19 protein-coding genes are annotated in these 21,018 nt (G+C 71.8%); 15 read left to right on the top strand and 4 right to left on the bottom strand.

Annotation, left to right across the window (positions count from 1 at the left end):
• Positions 1–100 precede the first annotated feature (100 nt).
• From typA to SANBI_RS12720, 7 genes are all read left to right on the top strand, one after another.
• Positions 101–2,011: a translational GTPase TypA gene (gene typA / locus SANBI_RS12750; protein ID WP_319155578.1), complete on the top strand. Its 1,911-nt coding sequence runs from the start codon at positions 101–103 to the stop codon at positions 2,009–2,011.
• 157 nt (positions 2,012–2,168) lie between these two features.
• The gene (locus tag SANBI_RS12745; RefSeq protein ID WP_319155576.1) at positions 2,169–3,218 is read left to right on the top strand and encodes a PIG-L family deacetylase; all 1,050 of its coding nucleotides are present in this window, start codon (positions 2,169–2,171) and stop codon (positions 3,216–3,218) included.
• A gap of 10 nt (positions 3,219–3,228) precedes the next feature.
• Positions 3,229–3,606 (top strand): DUF6113 family protein, encoded by a 378-nt coding sequence (locus SANBI_RS12740; RefSeq protein WP_319155574.1) that lies wholly within the window; start codon positions 3,229–3,231, stop codon positions 3,604–3,606.
• A 112-nt stretch (positions 3,607–3,718) separates the two neighbouring features.
• Positions 3,719–6,112: a VanW family protein gene (locus tag SANBI_RS12735; protein ID WP_319155572.1), complete on the top strand. Its 2,394-nt coding sequence runs from the start codon at positions 3,719–3,721 to the stop codon at positions 6,110–6,112.
• A gap of 119 nt (positions 6,113–6,231) precedes the next feature.
• The gene (locus SANBI_RS12730) at positions 6,232–7,098 is read left to right on the top strand and encodes a hypothetical protein (RefSeq protein WP_319155570.1); all 867 of its coding nucleotides are present in this window, start codon (positions 6,232–6,234) and stop codon (positions 7,096–7,098) included.
• A complete protein-coding gene (locus SANBI_RS12725; protein ID WP_319155568.1) occupies positions 7,095–8,192 on the top strand; it encodes a prephenate dehydratase in 1,098 nt (365 codons plus the stop codon). Before SANBI_RS12730 ends, SANBI_RS12725 begins: the two co-directional genes overlap by 4 nt.
• A complete protein-coding gene (locus SANBI_RS12720) occupies positions 8,189–9,175 on the top strand; it encodes a prephenate dehydrogenase (protein ID WP_319155565.1) in 987 nt (328 codons plus the stop codon). The genes SANBI_RS12725 and SANBI_RS12720 overlap by 4 nt, the downstream gene beginning before the upstream one ends.
• A gap of 93 nt (positions 9,176–9,268) precedes the next feature.
• On the opposite strand, the gene SANBI_RS12715 is transcribed toward SANBI_RS12720, so the two are convergent.
• Positions 9,269–9,802 carry a putative acetyltransferase gene (locus tag SANBI_RS12715; protein ID WP_319155562.1) on the bottom strand — a complete coding sequence of 178 codons (534 nt, stop codon included), beginning with the start codon at positions 9,800–9,802 and terminating at the stop codon, positions 9,269–9,271.
• Positions 9,803–9,921: 119 nt separating this feature from the next.
• Here SANBI_RS12715 and fdxA point away from each other — a divergent pair, with 119 nt between their 5' ends.
• The 3 genes from fdxA (at position 9,922) to SANBI_RS12700 (ending at position 12,994) form a co-directional block, all read left to right on the top strand.
• The gene (gene fdxA, locus SANBI_RS12710; RefSeq protein ID WP_056129490.1) at positions 9,922–10,239 is read left to right on the top strand and encodes a ferredoxin; all 318 of its coding nucleotides are present in this window, start codon (positions 9,922–9,924) and stop codon (positions 10,237–10,239) included.
• 9 nt (positions 10,240–10,248) lie between these two features.
• Entirely contained in the window at positions 10,249–11,385 is a 1,137-nt protein-coding gene (gene dapC, locus SANBI_RS12705; protein WP_319155559.1) for a succinyldiaminopimelate transaminase, read from the top strand.
• Positions 11,386–11,695: 310 nt separating this feature from the next.
• Entirely contained in the window at positions 11,696–12,994 is a 1,299-nt protein-coding gene (locus SANBI_RS12700) for a citrate synthase (RefSeq protein WP_319155557.1), read from the top strand.
• Positions 12,995–13,078: 84 nt separating this feature from the next.
• On the opposite strand, the gene SANBI_RS12695 is transcribed toward SANBI_RS12700, so the two are convergent.
• Both SANBI_RS12695 and dapD read right to left on the bottom strand, forming a co-directional pair.
• Positions 13,079–13,972, bottom strand: a complete 894-nt coding sequence (locus SANBI_RS12695) for a hypothetical protein (protein WP_319155555.1) — start codon at positions 13,970–13,972, stop codon at positions 13,079–13,081.
• Between the two features lie 78 nt (positions 13,973–14,050).
• Positions 14,051–15,010 (bottom strand): 2,3,4,5-tetrahydropyridine-2,6-dicarboxylate N-succinyltransferase, encoded by a 960-nt coding sequence (gene dapD, locus SANBI_RS12690; RefSeq protein WP_319155553.1) that lies wholly within the window; start codon positions 15,008–15,010, stop codon positions 14,051–14,053.
• 205 nt (positions 15,011–15,215) lie between these two features.
• Here dapD and dapE point away from each other — a divergent pair, with 205 nt between their 5' ends.
• From dapE to SANBI_RS12665, 5 genes are all read left to right on the top strand, one after another.
• Complete coding sequence (gene dapE / locus SANBI_RS12685) at positions 15,216–16,328, top strand: succinyl-diaminopimelate desuccinylase (protein WP_408669763.1); 1,113 nt, start codon at positions 15,216–15,218, stop codon at positions 16,326–16,328.
• A gap of 125 nt (positions 16,329–16,453) precedes the next feature.
• On the top strand, positions 16,454–17,296 hold the full coding sequence (locus SANBI_RS12680) for an LOG family protein (protein ID WP_056129512.1): 843 nt from the start codon (positions 16,454–16,456) through the stop codon (positions 17,294–17,296).
• Positions 17,293–18,225 (top strand): dihydropteroate synthase, encoded by a 933-nt coding sequence (gene folP / locus SANBI_RS12675; protein ID WP_319155550.1) that lies wholly within the window; start codon positions 17,293–17,295, stop codon positions 18,223–18,225. Before SANBI_RS12680 ends, folP begins: the two co-directional genes overlap by 4 nt.
• A gap of 163 nt (positions 18,226–18,388) precedes the next feature.
• Entirely contained in the window at positions 18,389–18,556 is a 168-nt protein-coding gene (locus SANBI_RS12670) for a DUF3117 domain-containing protein (protein ID WP_082543807.1), read from the top strand.
• A gap of 63 nt (positions 18,557–18,619) precedes the next feature.
• The gene (locus tag SANBI_RS12665; protein WP_319155547.1) at positions 18,620–20,143 is read left to right on the top strand and encodes a leucyl aminopeptidase family protein; all 1,524 of its coding nucleotides are present in this window, start codon (positions 18,620–18,622) and stop codon (positions 20,141–20,143) included.
• A 188-nt stretch (positions 20,144–20,331) separates the two neighbouring features.
• Here SANBI_RS12665 and SANBI_RS12660 read toward each other — a convergent pair whose 3' ends face one another.
• Entirely contained in the window at positions 20,332–20,976 is a 645-nt protein-coding gene (locus SANBI_RS12660) for an O-methyltransferase (RefSeq protein ID WP_179913968.1), read from the bottom strand.
• Between the last annotated feature and the right edge of the window lie 42 nt (positions 20,977–21,018).

The following is a 21,018-nucleotide window of genomic DNA, read 5'->3' as shown; positions in this document are numbered from 1 at the left end:
ATCCAGGCCGCTGTCGAACCGCTGACGCGTGGCCTCCTCGGGTACCTGCAGCGCACCTGTGCGCTGACCCGTCCCTTCCACACGGTGAAATGAGTTTTCTATGTCTGTGCGCTCCGACCTGCGTAACGTCGCGATCGTCGCCCACGTCGACCACGGTAAGACCACCCTCGTCGACGCGATGCTGCACCAGTCCGGCGCGTTCGGAGCCCACGCGCACGTCGACGAGCGCGCCATGGACTCCGGTGACCTCGAGCGCGAGAAGGGCATCACGATCCTCGCGAAGAACACCGCCGTCCACTACGCCGGTCCTGCCGCGATCGCCGCCGGCCAGCCCGACGGCATCACCATCAACGTGATCGACACCCCGGGCCACGCCGACTTCGGTGGTGAGGTCGAGCGCGGCCTGTCCATGGTCGACGGTGTCGTCCTCCTCGTCGACGCGTCCGAGGGCCCCCTGCCCCAGACGCGCTTCGTGCTGCGCAAGGCGCTCGTCGCCAAGCTCCCCGTGATCCTCGTGGTCAACAAGACCGACCGCCCCGACTCGCGCATCGAAGAGGTCGTCGCCGAGGCGACCGACCTCCTCCTCGGTCTCGCGAGCGACCTGGCCGACGAGGTCCCCGACCTCGACCTCGACGCGATCCTCGACATGCCGGTCGTCTACGCGGCAGCCAAGGTCGGCCGCGCCTCGACCGAGCAGCCCGCCGACGGTACCGCTCCCGAGAACCCGGACCTCGAGCCGCTCTTCAAGGTCATCCTCGACAAGATCCCGGCCCCGACGTACGAGGAGGGCGCGCCGCTCCAGGCTCACGTCACCAACCTCGACGCCTCGCCGTTCCTCGGCCGCCTCGCGCTGCTCCGCATCTTCAACGGCACGATCAACAAGGGCCAGACCGTGGCCTGGGCCCGCGCCGACGGCACGATGCAGAACGTGAAGATCACCGAGCTCCTCGAGACCAAGGCGCTCACCCGCGTCCCCACGGACTCCGCAGGCCCCGGTGAGATCGTCGCCGTCGCCGGCATCGAGGACATCACCATCGGTGAGACCCTCACGGACCCCGACGACCCGCGTCCGCTGCCGCTCATCACGGTCGACGACCCGGCCATCTCGATGACCATCGGTATCAACACCTCCCCGCTCGCGGGCAAGGGTGGCAAGGGCCACAAGGTCACCGCCCGCCAGGTCAAGGACCGCCTGGACAAGGAGCTCATCGGCAACGTGTCGCTCCGCGTCCTGCCGACGGAGCGTCCTGACGCCTGGGAGGTCCAGGGCCGTGGAGAGCTCGCTCTCGCGATCCTCGTCGAGCAGATGCGCCGCGAGGGCTTCGAGCTCACCGTCGGCAAGCCGCAGGTCGTCACGCGCACCATCGACGGCAAGCGCCACGAGCCGATGGAGCGCATGACCATCGACGTCCCCGAGGAGTACCTCGGCGCCGTCACGCAGCTCCTCGCCCAGCGCAAGGGCCGCATGGAGACCATGTCGAACCACGGCACCGGCTGGGTCCGCATGGAGTTCGTCGTCCCCGCCCGTGGCCTCATCGGCTTCCGCACGCGCTTCCTCACCGACACGCGCGGCACCGGCATCGCGTCGTCGATCGCCGAGGGCTACGAGCCGTGGGCCGGCCCGATCGAGACCCGTGTCAACGGCTCGCTCGTCGCCGACCGCTCGGGTGTCGTGACGCCGTTCGCGATGATCAACCTGCAGGAGCGCGGCTCCTTCTTCGTCGACCCCACGCAGGAGGTCTACGAGGGCATGATCGTCGGCGAGAACTCCCGCAACGAGGACATGGACGTCAACATCACGAAGGAGAAGAAGCTCACCAACATGCGTGCGGCGTCTTCTGACACCTTCGAGAACCTGACCCCGCCGAAGCACCTCACGCTCGAGGAGTCCCTCGAGTTCGCCCGCGAGGACGAGTGCGTCGAGGTCACCCCCGAGGTCGTGCGCATCCGCAAGGTCATCCTCGACCAGAACGAGCGCTCGCGCGCCTACTCGCGCAACAAGAACGGCTGATCCACCCACGACCCGCGCCCTCACGGCGCGCGGGTCCTGTGCCGATGGCTGCCAGGTCCACCGACCCGGCAGCCATCGGCTTTTCCCAGGCGAGCACGCGCGGTCAGGTACCGCGCAGCACGGGGGCGTGCAGCACTTCCGCGGACGAAGGACTTCCATGATCACCGAGACGACCCTGCCCGACGGCCCCCTGCTCGTCGTGCACGCTCACCCCGACGACGAGACGCTCGCGACGGGCGGGCTGCTCGCGACCTGGGCGGCGGCGGGACGACCCGTGACCCTCGTGACCTGCACGCGCGGCGAGCGCGGCGAGGTCATCGGCACAGCGCTCGCGCACCTCGAGGGCGACGGTCCAGCGCTGGCCGAGCACCGCGAGGTCGAGCTCGCCGGTGCGCTCCGTGCGCTCGGCGTCGAGGACCACGTGTTCCTCGACGCGCTCCCCGGTCAGCCGGGTGAGCTCGCGCAGGGTCAGCGTCTCGAGGACTCCGGCATGGCCTGGGTGGGCGACGGAGCCCCCGGGGCCAGCAGCCAGGCCGGTGCGGCCACCGACGTGCCCGAGCGGGCGCTCGTGCGTGCCTCGCTCGAGGAGTGCGCCGAGCGTCTCGCCGTGCTGCTGCGTGACCGCCGGCCTGCGGTCGTCGTCACCTACGAGCCCGGCGGCGGCTACGGGCACCCGGACCACGTCCGGGCGCACCAGATCACCACGCGGGCTCTCGCCCTGGCGGCCGAGGCTGACGGTGCGCACGCGGCGCACGTGCCCGCCCACGTCTGGTGGAACGTCGTGCCGCCGCAGGTGCTGTCCGACGCGCGCGCGAGCCTCGCCCGCCGCGCCGAGGACGACCCGTGGTTCCAGGCTCTGCTGCAGACCCACCCCTCGGCCGCGCTCCCGCAGGGACCCTTGCCGGCCGTCGCCGAGCCCGCGCGCGAGGTCGTTGCGACGATCGACGTCCGCCCTGTCGTCGAGCAGGTCGAGGGGGCGCTGCGCGCCCACGCGACGCAGGTCCACTGGGTCGAGTCCGCCGACCCGTCGGGCACCCCGGGAGGACAGCCCGCCGCAACGTCCCTGCCCGCGACCGACGAGGTCCTCGGCTGGTACGCGCTGAGCAACGACGTGCTCGTCCCGTGGCTGGCGCACGAGTACTACGCGGCCGCCGAGCCGCAGGCCGAGCAGCGCGACGTCCAGCGCGCGGTCAGCGAAGGCCGGTAGCGTGTCCCGCATGTCTGGTCTCCCGCCCGCAGCCGCCCCGGCGCGCAGCCGGTCCTCCGTGGTCCTCGGCTACGTCGTCGCCCTCCTGCTCGGCGCGCTCGTCGGCCTGGTCGGCACCGTCGCGCACAGGCAGTGGCTGCCCTGGGTCCTCGTGCTCTGCCTCCTCGCGGTCCTGGCCGCAGCGGTGATGGTCCGTGCCTGGGTCGGTGGCGGAGGGCTCGTCGCCTACGGCCTCGGGTGGCTCGCCCTCGTCCAGGTCGCCGCGACCGCCGGCCCCGGGGGGGACGTCCTGCTCCCGGGCGACCCGTGGAGCTACGTGTGGATGGGTGGCGGCATGCTGATGATCGGCGTGGCGGCCTTCGCGCCGCGGCGCTGGTTCACCGACTGACATCTCGTCACCCGCAGGGGACCCGCCCCGTACACTGGTCCGGCAGGGGGAGAGCATCCCACGCCAGTCCACGGGGTCATGCCCCTGAACCGTCGCGAGTGGAGCGAGCGTCATGAGCAGCAGTCCCGACGGCACGGACACCACGTCCGGTCCGCCGACAGGTCCTGTCCCGGAGCCGACCGAGGGGACCGGCCCCGCAGTCCCTCGCGACGACGCAGAGGCTGAGACGACGCCCGAGGCGACCGAGAGCACGCTCCCGGCGTACCCGGTGCTCGACCGCCCCCCTGTCGAGGACGCGTCGGCGGCCGAGAGCGAGTCGACGACAGAGCGCGAGCCGTCCGACCCCGTGACGTCCTCTGCTGCGACGCCGCCCTCCGCGGCCGAAGAGACGGCCGACGACGAGCCTCACGGCGCCGCGCCTGACGACGACCAGGCAGATCTCGACCAGGCAGATCTCGACGAGGCGGACCTCGACGACGAGGACCTCGACGACCCAGACCCTGACGACACAGACCTCGACGACTCAGATCCTGACGACGACGACGACACCGTCGTCGTCCGTTCAGGGGACCGGACCGAGGTCTTCCCGGCGGTCCAGGCGACTGTGCCCGTCGCGACAGCAGCCGCGGCCGACCCTGAACCCGCGCAGTCGACAGCCGACGAGCCTGCAGGATCCACCGCCAGCGCAGCAGCAACCAGCCCGGCGTCCGCCGGCTCGGCTGCGAGCGCGTCAGCACAGTCCGCGCCTCAGACGTCGACCGACGCCGCGAGCACGTCCGACTCACCGGAGGATTCTGTCCTGAGCGACTTCGACCGCGACGAGAAGTCCCGACGCTGGCCCCGCAACCTCCTCTGGGCCGCGTGCGCCGTGCTCGTGCTCGCCGGCGCCTACGTCGGTGCGCAGTGGTACTTCGCCGACCGCATCCCGCGCGAGACGACTGTCGCCGGCATCGACATCGGCGGTCTGTCGAATGACGCCGCGATCGAGCGTCTGGAGTCAGAGCTCGGTGGTATCGCCGCCGAGCCCCTCCCGGTGACGGCGGGGGAGTCGACCACCACGGTCGACCCCGCAGCCGCTGGGCTCACCTTCGACGCGCGGGCCACCGTCGAGGGCCTCACAGCCTTCTCGCTGTCGCCGTCCCGGCTGCTCTCGCAGATCTCCGGCGGGGACGCCGTCGAGCCGGTCACGGTGGTCGACGACGCAGCGCTCGACGCCGCTGTCGCCACCATGTCGGCCGACCTCCAGGTCGAGCCGACGAGCGGGACCGTGAGCTTCGTCGACGGTGCAGCCGTCGCGACCGAGGCTGTCGAGGGCAGCGCCGTCGACGCCGAGGCGGCGACCGAGCTGGTCCGCACGTCGTGGCTGACCGCAGCCCGCCCGCTCGTCGTGCCGACCGAGGCCGTCGAGCCCGAGATCACCCAGGCCGAGACCGACGAGGCCCTCGCTGTCGCGGAGAAGGTCGCCTCTGCGCCGGTGACCGTCGCTGTCGCCGACCAGAGCGCCGAGATCCCCGCCGAGACCGTCGCGGCGGCCGCGTCCATGACTCCTGTCGACGGCGCCCTCCAGCTGGCCTTCGACGGCGAGCTCTTGGTGCAGGACGTCGTGGACCGCACCACCGACCTGCTCTCCGACGCCGCCGACGCGAAGTTCGTCTTCGTCGACGGCACGCCGCAGATCGAGGCCGGGCTCCCTGGCACGACGCTCGACCCGGCGGCCCTGGCCGCCGCCGTGCAGACCGCTGCGACGGGTGACGACAGGACAGCACCTGTCGAGCTGGTCGAGAGCGACCCCGCGCAGTCGACCGAGGCCCTCCAGGCCCTGGGCATCAACGAGATCGTGTCAGAGTTCTCGACCCCGCTGACCAACGAGCCCGTGCGCACCGAGAACCTGCGGATCGCCGCCGAGAAGGTCACGGGGACGCTCGTCCTCCCGGGCGAGGTCTTCGACCTGACCGAGGTCATCGGCCCGATCACGAAGGCCAACGGCTACCAGGAAGCCCACATCATCTCGAACGGGCAGATCGTCGACGGTGTCGGCGGAGGCCTCTCGCAGATGTCGACGACCACGTACAACGCCGGCTTCTACGCGGGCATGGTCGACCTCGAGCACAGGCCGCACAGCTACTGGTTCGACCGCTACCCGGAGGGTCGTGAGTCGACCCTGGCGGTCGGGCAGATCAACATGCGCTGGCGCAACGACTCGCCCCACGGCGTGCTCATGCAGTCGTACATCGCCGGTGGGCGCCTGCACGTGGTCGCCTGGAGCACGAAGTACTACACGGTGACCGACAGCACGAGCGCACGCTCCGACGTCGTGGCCGCGACCATCGAGCACAAGTCGGGGGCCGGCTGCCTGCCGCAGAGCCGCGGGAACCCCGGGTTCTCGGTGACGGTCTCCCGCAAGGTCGCCGTCGCGGCGACTGGCGAGGTCGTCATCGACGAGTCCAACTCGTGGCGCTACAAGCCGCAGAACGGCGTCGTCTGCGACGCTCCTCCAGCGGGCTGAGAGGCCCCTGCCCGACAGGCTCCACCCCACAGGCTCGGCCGTCGTGACGGTCCCGGCGACAGCGATGTCGGCCGACGACCGTCGCGGACGGTCGGCCCGCAACAGGCGAGGAAGAGAACATGCTCGGCAAGAGTGCACGCGAGTCCGGTCCGCACGCGCGACGGGCCGCCACGCTCGGCGGATGGTCTGACGTCGACGCGGAGCTGCTCGACCTCGGGTCGACCACGGCGACGCTGTCGACCGTCGCGAACCTCGAGAACCTCGCAGCGGTCGTGCACCTCGGTCACCCTGCGCAGCCGACTCCCGAGCTCGAGCGGAACCTGCTGTCGAGCGACAGGTCGCTCATGCTCACAGCAGCCGTCGCGGTGCCCTCCGAGTGGGTATGGGTCGGGCGGACCGCCGACGCGACGGGGGTCGCGATCGTCGACGAGTCCGGCATGCGCGACTGCCGTCACGCGCTCCGCACGATGGGCGTGAGCCCGCACCTCGTGCCGACCACGACGTCGATCGCGGAGCGCATCCAGCTCGCCGGGGACCACGGGACGCTCGTCGTCGAGCGCTCTGCCATCCCCGCAGGGTTCCAGGAGCTCCCCGGGAGCGCAGGCCTGCAGGCCGTCCCGCTCCTCTGGTACGGCCTGCTCGAGACCCCGGACGCCCCGGTCGTCTTCGACACGCCCGCCCAGGTGTGGTTGGCCTTCGGGCCGCGCGACGACCACCGTGGGTCGCTCCAGCAGTCGCTCGGGGTGTTCGCCGCCGCCGAGATCGACCTGCAGCACCTGCGCAGCCAGCGGTCGCAGGCCGGGCCGCACGTCTTCCTCACGTCCTTCACCTGCGAGAGCTCGGACGTGCTGGCCCACGTGGTCGCCGAGTTCGGCGCCCGGGGCGTGGAGAACCGCGTCCTCGCCGTCCTCACCGGGCAGCAGTTCTTGCCCGGCCCTGACGCGCTCACCCCCGTCTGGTCCGACGTCGAGGTCTCCGCGCCGTGAGCGCGCCGGTGCCCGCTGCGGCGCCGGCACCGGCGCCCACGCTCGGCGGTGGCCCCGTGACGACGCTCGCCTACCTGGGGCCCGAGGGCAGCTTCACCCACCAGGCAGCGACCGGCTGGTCCTCTGCCGAGACGATCCTCGTCCCGCTCCGGACCGTGCCCGAGGTCTTCGCCGCCGTCGCCTCAGGGGAGGCCAGCCACGGCGTCGTCGCCATCGAGAGCTCGGTCGAGGGCTATGTGGTCCCGTCCCTCGACGCGATCGTCTCCGCGCCGGAGGTCGTCGCTGTCGACGAGGCCTTCGTCTCGATCACCTTCGACGCCTTCGTGCTGCCGGGCAGCGACGCGCCGCCCCAGCAGGCGACGGCGCACCCGCACGGTCTCGCACAGTGCCAGGGCTTCGTCGACAGGCACGGCCTGCTGCCCGTCCCGGCGTCGTCGAATGCCGCAGCCTGCCGCGACATCCAGCCGGGCCAGGTCGCGCTCGGCCCGCCCCTGTGCGGAGAGCTCTACGGACTCACCACGTGGGAGCAGGGGGTCGAGGACTTCGCGGGTGCTCGCACCCGCTTCTTGCTCCTCACCCGTCGTGATGCCGTCTCGCCGCGCCAGGACGAGACACGCGCGACCTGGCGGTCGATGCTCGCCGTGACCCCTCACCTGACAGGTCCTGGGGTGCTGGCCCGCATCACGGCGGCCTTCGGCGCGCGCGGGGTGAACCTCTCGAGCCTCATCACGCGCCCTGTCAAGGCGCTCGAGGGACGGTACGTGTTCATCCTCACCGTCGACGCGGCCCCGTGGTCTGGTGACCTCCACGAGGTCCTGCGCGGTCTGCTCGACGCCGGGGACTCGGTCAAGACCCTCGGCGTCTTCCCGTCCCGCGGAGAGCTCGACCGCACGGTCGACATCGACAGGGTGCCCGCAGGCAGCGTCCGCTCGGGCTCGACCCCCGCAGACCTCGACCGGGGGCTCCTGTGGGGCGACGAGGGACGTGAGGCCGACCGCGGGGGAGAGCCCCGAGCCAAGGCGACCCGTGCGGGGGAGCCCCGCGGGCACGAGGCCCTCAGAGAGACGCGCGGCGGAGAGGACGACGCGTCATGAGCCAGCACGCCCAGCACGTCGCCGTCGTCGGTCTCGGCCTCATCGGCGGCTCGGTCGCGCAGACCCTCGTCGCCGACGGACGCCGGGTCACGGGCTGGGACCCCGACGCATCGACCCGCGAGCTCGCGGGCGCGGCATGTGTGGAGGTCGTCGCGACCCTCGAGGAGCTCGCCGCCTCAGGAGCCCCGCTCGTCGTGGTGGCGGTCCCGCTCCGTGCGGTCCGGGCGACTGTCGAGGGGCTCGCCGCGTCGTTGCCCGCCTCGACGGTCCTCACAGACGTGGCGAGCGTCAAGGGCCCGGTCCGCGATGCCGTGCAGGCTGCCGGGCTCGGCGACCGCTACGTCGGCGCCCACCCGATGGCAGGCACCGAGCACAGCGGTTTTGCCGCGGCCGACCCGGATCTGCTCCGCGAGGTCCGCTGGGCGGTCACCCTCGACGAGACGACGAACCTCGACGCGTTCTTCACGGTCGCCGAGATGATCACGGGTCCCTTCGCGAGCGTCGTGCACCCGCTCACCGACGACGTGCACGACGAGGCCGTGGCGCTCGTCAGCCACGTGCCGCACGTGGTGGCGACCGAGCTCCTCAACCTCGTCGTCGGCTCGCCGGTGAGCGAGGTCGCGCAGGGGCTCGCAGCCGGGAGCTTCCGCGACGGAACGCGGGTGGCTCGGACGACCCCGCGCAGGACCCAGGCGATGGTGACCGACAACGCCGGCTGGGTGGCTGCAGCCCTCCGGCTCGCGGCCCGCGACCTCGAGGTGCTGGCCTCTCAGCTCGAGGAGGGGGCTCAGGTCGACGAGTTCTTCGACCGCGCCGACCCGATCCGTGGCGCCGCAGCGCCAGACCGGTCGACCCGGTCTCTCCAGGTCGGCGCCGACGGATGGCAGACGGACCTCACCGAGCGTGGTCGTCAGGGCGCGCAGGTCGTCGCGGTCGACCCTGGTGCTGCGAGCGTCGAGCTCAGCGAGGGACGGGCCGGCTGACCGACCGGCTCGACGTGCCACAGTCTGACCCACCTGCCCGATCCGGTCGATCGGGCTGCCCGTCCTGCGTGAGGGGAGCCGTCTGCCCGCCCCTCAGCCCTCGCGGGGCCGGCGGCGCGGGGGAGCCGGTGGCACGATCTTCCCCGTCGCGACGGAGGCGAGCTGGACCTCGACAGTCCCCGTACGGGTCTCGATCGTCAGTGCCTCGTCGCTGCGGTCCGTGATCGTCCCGAGCACGTCGGTGTAGAGGTGGCTCGATCCCTCGGGCAGCCGGGTGCGGACCATCACCCGGACGCCGGGCTCCCAGCTCTCCCACGGACGCGCCGGCGTGCCGGTCTGGCCAGTCGAGCTGCCGCTCGGCCCAGCGGGGCCGCCGCTCGGCCCAGCGGGGCCGCCGCTCGGCCCAGCGGGGCCGCCGCTCGGCCCAGCGGGGCCGCCGCTCGGCCCAGCGGGGCTGGGACTCTGCCCCGCCGGGCCGCCGCGCTGTCCGGTCGGCCCGTCGCCCTGCTCTGTCGAGCCTGCTGACAGCTCTGGCGGCTCGACGGTCGGGAGCACCCCGTCGGTGTCGTCGCTGGCAGGCGACGCAGGGCCGTGGTCGTCGGGCGTGCGGTGTGTCGGGAAAGTCACAGGACCTCGAGGAGTCGGAGGACGGGCACCGGAGACGGCGGGTGCGGATCTAGGCGATACTAGAACGTCGCTGTCCAGACGCTCCCACGTCTGGACTCGCCCTCGGGAAGGACATCGAAGTGACCTACGTGATCGCGCAGCCCTGTGTCGACGTCAAGGACAAGGCGTGCATCGAAGAGTGCCCCGTGGACTGCATCTACGAAGGCAAACGGTCGCTCTACATCCACCCGGACGAGTGCGTCGACTGCGGTGCCTGTGAGCCCGTGTGCCCGGTCGAGGCCATCTACTACGAAGACGACGTGCCCGACGAGTGGTCGGAGTACTACAAGGCGAACGTCGAGTTCTTCGACGACCTCGGTTCTCCTGGCGGCGCGGCCAAGATGGGCGAGATCGACAAGGACCACCCCGTCATCCTCGCTCTGCCCCCGCAGGCCTGAGGCGCGCCCGTGGGTCTCGCCGACCTCAGCGACCTCCCGTTCCCGTGGGACACCCTGGTCCCGGCCGCGACCCGCGCCAGGTCGCACCCCCGCGGCATCGTCGACCTGTCGGTCGGCACCCCGGTCGACCCGACCCCCGCACTGGTCCAGGACGCCCTCGCTGCTGCGGGTGACGCCCACGGCTACCCGACGACCCACGGCACGCCAGCGCTGCGCGAGGCCGTCTCCGCCTGGTTCGCGCGTCGCCGCGGCGTCGACGGTCTCGACCCTGCCGCCGTGCTGCCGACGATCGGCTCCAAGGAGATCGTCGCGCTGCTCCCGTCCTTGCTCTCGCTCGGCGCAGGTGACGTCGTCGTGCACCCTGCTGCGGCGTACCCGACCTACGACGTCGGGGCGCGCCTGGCGGGCGCCACGGCCTTCGCCTCGTCTGACGTCTCCGACTGGGAGGGACGCGGGGACGTCCGTCTCGTCTGGGTGAACTCGCCGGGCAACCCGACAGGTGAGGTGCTCTCGGTCGAGGATCTGGCCCGGGTGGTCCGTGCTGCACGGGCTGTCGGCGCCGTGGTGGTCAGCGACGAGTGCTATGCCGAGCTCGCCTGGGACGAGCCCTGGAGCACCGGCGGGGTGCCGAGCATCCTCGACCCGCGGGTCAACGGTGGTTCTCACGAGGGTCTGCTGGCCGCGTACTCGCTCTCCAAGCAGTCCAACCTCGCGGGCTACAGGTCGGCCTTCGTCGCGGGCGACACGGCTCTGGTCGCCCGCCTGCTCGAGCTCCGCAAGCACATGGGCATGATCGTCCCGGCACCGGTCCAGGCCGCGACCGCCGCAGCTCTCGCCGACGACGCCCACGTCGCCGCCCAGCGCGAGGTCTACAGTCGCCGCCGAGACGTGCTGCTCCCGGCGCTGCGGTCCTACGGCCTCGAGGTCGACGGCTCTCACGCCGGTCTCTACCTCTGGAGCCGTCCCGCCGGTGCCGCGCCCGGCGACCCCGTCGCGTGGGAGACCGTCGACGCCCTGGCAGGTCTGGGCATCCTCGTGGCACCTGGCACCTTCTACGGGTCGGCGGGAGCCGCTCACGTGCGGGTGGCTCTCACGGCGACAGACGAGCGCATCGACGAGGCTGCTGCGAGGCTCATCTCCGGTTGACCCGGCTTGGTGTCGATTTGACTCAGTTGTGGTGCAGGCCAGACACTTGCCTGACCGTGCTCTGGTGAAACCTGAGTCGTCTCACCAACGAGGGTGTCGCACCTCTGGAGTGTGACCTGTCTCACTCCGCATATGGGTCTTTGGGCCCTTCACTGATTGGGCACATCCCTCGGGTGCCAGGTACGGTCGCAGTGGGCCAGTGTCGTCCTCACCCAGGTCGACGCCGGCAGTCAGCGGCGCCCTCCGGCGTCGAGCAGGAGGAGCACCGCTCTGCCCGACAGGGTGGCGTCGCGTGCGCAGGAAGGAAGCTATGTCGGACACTCAGACACCTACCGTCACCCTCGACGTCGACGGACGGTCACAGGTGCTGCCGGTCGTCCCGGCCACAGACGGGAACGACGGGATCGTCGTGTCGTCGCTGCTGCGCGAGACAGGCATGGTCACCGTGGACCCCGGGTTCATGAACACCGCCTCGTGCGAGTCGGAGATCACCTACATCGACGGTGACGCCGGGATCCTGCGCTACCGCGGGTACCCGATCGACCAGCTCGCCGAGAAGTCGACCTTCCTCGAGGTCGCCTACCTGCTCATCCACGGAGAGCTCCCGAGCAAGAGCGAGGGCGAGGCCTTCGTCGAGCGCGTGAACCGCCACACGCTCGTGCACGAGGACTTCCGCACCTTCATGGGGACCTTCCCGCGCAACGGGCACCCGATGGCAGTGATGTCCTCGGCGATCAACGCGCTGTCGACGTTCTACCCGGAGTCCCTCGACCCCTTCGACGACGAGACGATCGAGCTCGCGACGGTCCTGCTGCTCGCCAAGTCGCGCACCATCACCTCGTACCTGCACCGCCGCCGCGTCGGCGAGCCGCTGCTGTACCCGGACTACTCCCGCGGCTACGTCGACGACTTCCTCCGCATGACCTTCGCGGTCCCGTACCAGCAGTACGACTCCGACCCCACCGTGGTCGACGCCCTCGACAAGCTGCTCATCCTGCACGCCGACCACGAGCAGAACTGCTCGACGTCGACGGTCCGCATCGTCGGCTCGAGCCACGCGAACCTCTACGCCTCCGTGGCCGCCGGGATCAACGCGCTCTCCGGCCCGCTCCACGGCGGTGCCAACGAGTCGGTCCTCAAGATGCTCCAGTCGATCCAGTCCTCCGACTACGACGTCGACACCTTCATGGCGAAGGTGAAGGACAAGGAGGACGGCGTCCGCCTCATGGGCTTCGGGCACAGGGTCTACAAGAACTACGACCCGCGTGCCGCGATCGTCAAGAAGAGCGCCGACGCCGTGCTCTCGACTCTCGGCAAGCGCGACGAGCTCCTCGACATCGCGCTGCAGCTCGAGGAGATCGCCCTCAACGACGACTACTTCATCGAGCGCAAGCTCTACCCCAACGTCGACTTCTACACGGGCCTGATCTACAAGGCGATGGGCTTCGAGCCGGCGATGTTCACGCCGCTCTTCGCCCTGGGGCGCATGCCCGGCTGGATCGCGCAGTGGCGCGAGATGATGAAGGACCCGCAGACGAAGATCGGCCGTCCGCGCCAGATCTACACGGGTGCGACCGAGCGGCCGTACGTCCCCGTCGACGAGCGCTGACGCCCGACCCCGAGCACGACAGAGCCCGCCCTGCCACGAGCAGGGCGGGCTCTGTCGTGCTCCGGGCCGCGGGCCCGGGTGGGGTCAGCCGGCTGCAGGCAGCGTCAGCCGCACCTGACCCGCAGGGACAGCGGCGGCCGCGTCGACAGGCGCCCACTCTCGCGTGCTCCTCGACCAGACCTGGTCGGCGACGGCGACGGTCTCGATCCCGGTGGCCGAGGCAGTCGCGACAGACCAGCTGCCGAGGGCCCAGGTCACCACGTCGAGGGGGTCTCGCTCGGTGAGCGGTGCGGCCTGGAGCACGATCTGCAGCCCGTCGCCACGGGTGCTGACCCCTTCGCCGAGGTCTCGGGTCGCGCGGGCCTCGACCGCTGCCAGCGCCGTCTCGACGCTCGTGGGGTTCCCGGCCTCGACGAGCGGGGCGTCAGGCAGCGTGCAGGTGATCCCGGCCGGTGTCTGCCCGCGCAGCGCTGCGGCCCAGGCACGCGACCTCGGCTCGTGCTGGGCGTAGGCGTCAGGGAAGCCGGACCGCTGGACGGCCTGCGCGGCCTCGGTCACCGGGAGGTCGAGGTATCCCGAGATCGTGTCGAGCCCGTCGTAGAACTTGGTCGCCGAGTAGACGGGGTCCATGATCTGCTCGACCGTTCCCCAGCCCTGGGACGGGCGCTGCTGGAACAGCCCGACGGAGTCTCGGTCGCCGTAGTCGATGTTCTCCAGGCGCGACTCCTGCAGGGCTGTGGCCAGCCCGATCGTCGCGGCGCGCGCCGGCATCTGCCGCCGCAGGGACATGCTCGCGATGAGAGCGGCGTTGTCGGCCTGGTCGACCGACATCCGCCAGTCTGAGCCGTCCAGGACCGCGACGCAGCCTTGCCTGTCGGCCACCTGCGGCTGGGTCCTGTCGAGCAGGACGACGACGCCACCGACGGCGAGAGCACCGACGGCGAGCACGGAGACCGTCGTGACGACAGCGCGTCGCACGGAGGCGCGACGCGCCCGCGCCGCACGCTGTGAGCGCGCCGACGTGCGTCGCGACGACGGGACCTGGGGCGGCACGGGTCAGTTGGCGTGCAGCGCGGCGTTGAGCTCGATGCCCACGCCGTCACGCGAGACCGCCTCGATCGCGCCGGTCAGCGAGTTGCGGCGGAACAGCAGGTTGTCGTGGCCTGAGAGCTCACGGGCCTTGACCACCTGCGGGCCGCCGTCGGCGCCTGTCGTCGTCCCGACGAGGGCAACCTTGCTGCCGGCGGTGAGGTACAGGCCCGACTCGACGACGCAGTCGTCCCCGAGCGCGATGCCCAGACCGGCGTTGGCGCCGAGGAGCGAGCGGCGACCGATCGAGACGACCTCCTTGCCACCCCCCGACAGGGTGCCCATGATCGAGGCGCCACCGCCGATGTCGCTGCCGTCACCGACGACCACACCGGCCGAGATACGGCCCTCGACCATCGAGGTGCCGAGAGTGCCCGCGTTGAAGTTGACGAAGCCCTCGTGCATCACGGTCGTGCCCGAGGCGAGGTGGGCGCCGAGGCGGACGCGGTCTGCGTCGGCGACACGGACGCCCGTCGGGACCACGTAGTCGACCATGCGGGGGAACTTGTCGACGCTCAGCACGGTGACGGGTCCGCGGGCGCGCAACCGCGCACGGGTGGTGTCGAAGCCCTCGACGGCGCACGGGCCGTGGTTGGTCCAGACGACGTTGGCCAGGACCCCGAAGAGCCCGTCGAGGTTCTGCCCGTGCGGCGCGACGAGCCTGTGGGACAGCAGGTGCAGGCGCAGGTAGGCGTCCGGGGCGTCGGTCGGCGCCTCGTCGAGGTCGATCTCGACGGTGACGAGCACCAGGTCGACGTCGCGGGCCTCGTCCCGCCCGACCAGGGCGGCGAGCTCTGCGGGCTCGGCGGCGTCCTCGGGAGCTGTGCCGAGCGCGGGGCTCGGGTACCAGACGTCGAGGACGACCCCTGCTGTCGTGACGGTGGCCAGGCCGTGGCCCCAGGCGGAGCGTGAGGTCGAAGAAGTCATGGTGCCCAGCCTATGCGTCGGCAGGTGGAGACGGTGTGCAGGATCCGGCCGCCGAGACCCGGCGAGACTGTGATGCTGGCCGCGGGAGCCGAGTCCCGGAACCGAGCCGGGCCATGGCAGCAGGCCGGCGCGGGTCTGCACGGCCCCTGCCCGGCGCGCTAGGGTCGGGCGGGTGAGCCACGAGACCCCGCAGCCCCCAGCCCCCGTGCCCGCCGACAGCGCACCGGCCCTGCGCCCTGCGCTCGACCTCAGCTCCGGCGTCGTCGAGCTGACCCGCACGATCTGCGACATCCCCTCGGTCAGCGGTGACGAGCACGCGATCGCCGACGCCGTCGAGCAGGCTCTGCGCGCCTACCCGCACCTCGAGGTGGTCCGCGACGGCGACGCCGTCGTGGCACGCACCCAGCTGGGGCGCGACGAGCGCGTCGTGATCGCCGGCCACCTCGACACCGTGCCGGTCGCCGACAACCTCCCGGTCCGGGTGGTGGGCGAGGGGCTGCACGCCGAGCTCTGGGGACGCGGGACCGTCGACATGAAGGGTGGGGTCGCCGTCCAGCTCGCCCTGGCCGCCGAGCTCGAGGCCCCGACCCGCGACATCACCTGGGTGTTCTACGACCACGAAGAGGTCGACTCGGCCCTCAACGGTCTCGGCAGGATCGCCCGGACCCGCCCCGAGCTGCTCGCCGGAGACTTCGCCGTGCTGTGCGAGCCGACGGCCGCAGGCATCGAGGGCGGGTGCAACGGGACGCTGCGCGTCGAGGTCCGTGTCCCCGGGGAGGCAGCCCACTCCGCCCGCTCCTGGATGGGCACGAACGCGATCCACGGTGCCTCCGAGGTGCTCGCGCGACTGGCTGCCTACGAGCCCGCCTCGACCGAGGTCGAAGGACTCGTCTTCCGCGAGGGCATGAACGCCGTCGGCATCCGCGGTGGGATCGCCGGGAACGTGATCCCCGACGAGTGCGTGGTCACGGTCAACTTCCGCTTCGCGCCCTCGCGCAGCCTCGAGGAGGCCGAGCAGCACACCCGCGACCTCTTCGAGGGCTTCCAGGTGACCGTCACCGACGCCGCGGCCGGTGCCCGTCCCGGGCTCGACGCGCCGCTCGCCCTCGACTTCACCGAGGCGGTCCTCGAGGTCACCGGGGGAGCACCGGCCCCCAAGTACGGCTGGACCGACGTCGCCCGGTTCTCGGCCCTCGGTGTCCCGGCGGTCAACTTCGGCCCGGGGGACCCCGTCCTCGCCCACAAGGACGACGAGCACTGCCCGGCCTCGCAGATCCAGCTCTGCTACGAGGCCCTGCGGACCTGGTTGGTGCGCTGAACCGACGGACCCGCGCCGGGCCCGCGAAGCGTTCACGACGTGTCTGCGCGATCGTCACCCGACGCTCATCCGCGGGCGGCGGCGTCACGCCTGGTGGGGCACGCGTCAGCACGTAGGCTCGGAGCATGACTGACGAAGGACTGGCACAGACCGGGAAGGGTTACCGGAAGGGTCCGGTGATCCTGCGGGGCGAGCAGATCCCCGCAGAGACGACAGACCAGCGCCTGCTCGACAGGCAGCACGACACCGAGTGGGTGCACTCCGACCCGTGGCGGGTCATGCGCATCCAGAGCGAGTTCGTCGAGGGCTTCGGCGCCCTCGCCGAGGTCGGCCAGGCCGTCAGCGTCTTCGGCTCCGCGCGCACGCCCGTCGACCACCCGGACTACGAGCTCGGCGTCCAGGTGGGTCGCGGGCTCGTCGACCGTGGCTACGCGGTCATCACCGGTGGTGGTCCGGGCATCATGGAGGCTGCCAACAAGGGTGCCCGTGAGGCGGGCGGTCTCTCCGTGGGGCTCGGCATCGAGCTGCCCTTCGAGCAGGGGATGAACGAGTACGTCGACCTCGGCGTGAACTTCCGCTACTTCTTCGCCCGCAAGACGATGTTCGTCAAGTACGCCTCAGGCTTCGTGGTGCTCCCCGGCGGCTTCGGCACGCTCGACGAGATGTTCGAGGCACTCACCCTCGTCCAGACGCACAAGGTGACCGAGTTCCCGATCGTCCTCGTGGGCTCGGACTACTGGTCCGGTCTGTTCGACTGGCTGAGCACAGCTGTCCTGGACCGCGGCATGATCCACGCGAAGGACCTCGCGCTCTTCTCGATCGTCGACGACGCCGACGAGGCCGTGCGGATCGTCTGCGACCGCAACGAAGAGCTCCGCGCGCGTGAGCAGGCAGCTGCCGACGAGGCCGCTGCTGCGGAGTCGAGCGACGAGTCCGCCGACGAGGCCGCGCGCCCGGCGGCGGGGTGACCGGCGCGCCGGTCCCGGCGCGCGCCGCGACGCTCGTCCTGCGGGGCCGCGAGGTCGGCGGCGAGGCCGCCGCGATCATGGCCATCGTCAACCGGACGACCGACTCGTTCTACTCCGGAGCCCGGCAGGCTGACGACGTCGACGCCCTGCGGGCCGTCGAGCGAGCGAGCACCGAGGGCGCCCAGATCGTCGACGTCGGCGGGGTGCGGGCCGGCACCGGGCCCGAGGTCACGGTCGAGGAGGAGATCCGCCGGACCGTCCCCTTCGTGGCGCGCGTGCGTGCGGAGTTCCCCGACATGCTCGTCAGCGTCGACACCTGGCGTGCCGAGGTGGCGCGCGAGGCCGTCGGGGCTGGGGCGGACCTCGTCAACGACACCTGGGCCGGGCACGACCCGCACCTGGTCGAGGTCGCCGGGGCGCTCGGCGCCGGGATCGTCTGCTCGCACACCGGTGGGGCCGTCCCGCGGACCGACCCGTTCCAGGTGGCCTACCCGCTGCCGCACGACGCGCCCGACGACGCCGACCCCCGGGACGGTGTCGTCCACGACGTCCTGTCGACGCTCGCGGCCGCCGCGCGGCGAGCCGTGGCCTGCGGCGTGCCCCGCGAGTCTGTGCTCGTCGACCCGACGCACGACTTCGGCAAGAGCACCTGGCACTCGCTGCACCTGCTGCGCAGCACAGGCCGCCTGACAGGGCTCGGCTTCCCCGTCCTCATGGCGCTCTCTCGCAAGGACTTCGTGGGGGAGACCCTCGACCTCCCCGCCGAGGAGCGGCTCGAGGGGACCCTCGCCGCGACAGCGCTCGCAGCCTGGATGGGGGCCACGGTGTTCAGGGCCCACGACGTCCGTGCGACGCGCCGGGCGCTCGACATGACGGCCGCGGTCCGCGGCGACCTGCCCCCGGCCCGCGTCGTCCGCGGGCTCGGCTGAGACGCGGGCGCAGCTCTGCAGAAGCGGTCCAGACGGCTTCACCCTCGGGTGACCTGTGGGTCGCGGCGTGGCGTGAGCGCACGAGGGCGCAGGTCACACCCGGCGTGAACTAGAATATGGGTCTGAGACACACGGCGGTATCGACGGAAATGGAGAGCCACCAATGGCTGCGATGAAGCCCCGTACGGGTGACGGTCCCCTCGAGGTCACGAAAGAAGGCCGCGGGATCGTCATGCGCGTGCCTCTCGAAGGCGGAGGCCGCCTCGTGGTCGAGCTCAACGCCGTCGAGGCGAGCGAGCTGGGCGAGGCCCTGAAAGCAGTAGTGGGCTGACTCTTGGCTCCTCGCTCTACGTTCTCTGCTGCGTCCCTGGCCCGTGAGGGCGTCGGACGAGCAGTGCCTGAGGTCGTCCTCGCCGAGGGGACCCTCACGAGCTGCACCTTCCTCGACGACGTCGAGGCCGTAGCAGTCGCCGTCGGCTCACCTGTCGACGGCGACGACGAGCTCCAGCCGCGCGCCGGCACAGTCGACGCCTCGCTGCTCTACGGCATCGACCTCGCCGAGCTGGCCGAGCGCGCCGCGTTCTCCGGTGCTGCCGGCACGACCCACACCATCGACCTGCCACGGGTCCACGTCGGCTCCGCCGCGTCGCTCCCGTGGGCCGGTCTCCCGCACCGCATCGTGTTCGTCGGGGTGGGACGCGAGACGACGAGCGATCTCCGGCGCGCCGGCGCAGCGCTGGCCCGGGCCGCCCGGGGACTCGGTCGCGTCCTCACGCCTCTCGCCGCGACGCCTCACGGGTCCGCGACCCGGGCCTTCGTCGAGGGGTATCTCCTCGGCGCGTACGCGCCCGTCAAGCTCTCGGCAGAGGCACCGGCCGACGGGCCTGCGCGCGAGCTCGTGCTCATCGGGGACGGCGACCAGTCGGCCCTCGACAGCGCCGTCCAGAGCGCCTGGGCCACCTGGCTGGTCCGGGACCTCGCGACGGTCCCCTCCAACATCAAGTCCCCGGAGTGGTTCGCCGACCGCGCGGTCGACCTCGCGACCGCCGAGGGGCTCACCACGACGGTCCTCGACGTCCCGGCCCTCGAGGCGCAGGGCTTCGGCGGGATCCTCGCCGTCGGACGCGGCTCGTCGCGCCCTCCCCGTCTCGTGACCGTCACCTACACACCTGCGGACGGCGGCAGCGGTCAGCACGTGGTCGTGGTCGGCAAGGGCATCACCTACGACACCGGTGGTCTGTCCATCAAGCCGCGCGAGGCGATGGTCCCCATGAAGACCGACATGGCCGGGGCGGCCGTCGCTCTCGCCGCCGTGCTGGGAGCCTCGCGCTCGGGCAGCCCTCATTCCGTGACAGCCGTCCTGCCGCTCGCCGAGAACCACGTCGGAGCCGGCTCGTACAGGCCTGGTGACGTGCTCCGGCTCTTCGGCGGCACGACCGTCGAGGTCGCGAACACCGATGCCGAGGGGCGTCTGGTGCTCGCCGACGCTCTCGCCTTCGCCGACGCGACCCTCGACCCCGACGTCCTCGTCGACGTCGCGACACTGACAGGTGCGGCGAGCGTCGGGCTGGGGCGCGGTCACGCAGCCCTCTTCAGCGCCGACGACGCCCTCGTCTCAGCGCTCGAGGCTGCGGGTCGCGAGACCGGGGAGCGCGTCTGGCACATGCCGCTCGTGGAGGACTACGTACCCGCTGTCGGATCGACAGTCGCCGACCTCCGCCACGTCCCGGCCGACCCTCCGGGCGGGGGAGCGGTCACCGCGGCGTTGTTCCTGCGCTCCTTCGTCGGGCAGCGCCGCTGGGTCCACCTCGACATCGCCGGCCCCTCGCGCGCTGCTGCTCGCAGGCACGAGGTCTCGGCCGGAGCAACGGGCTACGGCGCCCGGCTCGTGCTGCGGCTGCTCGAGACCCTGGGCTGACGGGCTGGCAGCCTGACGGGCTGACGGTCCCGGCATCCCGGCTCACCAGCCCTGCGGATGCAGGATCCCCGCAGCGCAAGAGCGCCCCCGCCGAGCTCGGCGGGGGCGCTCTTGGTCGTCTGAGGTGAGGTCGTCTGAGGTCCGGGTCGTCTCAGGCCAGGGCCGTCCCAGATCGGGGTTGCCTCAGGTCAGGCTCTCGTCGACCGCTTCACGGAGACGAGCAGCCCGTCGCCGACGGGCAGCAGCGTCGAGAGCATGTGCTCGTCGTCCCGGACCGCTCGGCCCACGTCGCGGATCGCCGTGGTGACCTCGTCCCGTCGGGCGGGGTCGGCCACGCTGCCACCCCAGAGGGCGTTGTCGACCACGAGCATCCCGCCCTCGCGCAGCAACCGCCGGGCCTGCTCGACGTACAGCGCGCAGCTGGTCTCGGCGGCGCTGACCAGCACGAGGTCGTAGGCGCCGTCGGTCAGGCGCGGCAGGACGTCGAGCGCGCGACCAGAGATCGCCCGGGCGCGGGTGGCCCGGATCCCGGCCTCGGCGAAGGCGGCCTTCGCCGCTCGCTGGTGCTCGACCTCCACGTCGATCGTGGTGAGGACGCCGTCGGGGAGCATCCCGCGGAGCAGCGCGAGGCTCGCGACCCCCGTGCCGGTCCCGACCTCGACGGCCGAGCGCGCGCCGAGGGCGGCTGCCAGGACGGTGAGGGTCGCGCACGAGCCCGGGAGCATGCTGTGGCACCCGAGCTGGGCTGCGCGTCCACGGGCGCGCAGCAGCACCTCGTCCTCGGCGACGAAGTCCTCGGCGTAGGCCCAGCTCTGAGCTCGGTCGGCGGAGATGATGCCTCCAGGGTTGTCGTGGCCGGTGGTGTGACGTCTCAG

Source organism: Sanguibacter biliveldensis (assembly GCF_033798665.1).
GTDB classification, from domain to species: Bacteria; Actinomycetota; Actinomycetes; order Actinomycetales; family Cellulomonadaceae; genus Sanguibacter; species Sanguibacter inulinus.
This window is presented reverse-complemented; position numbering and strand designations above follow the sequence as displayed.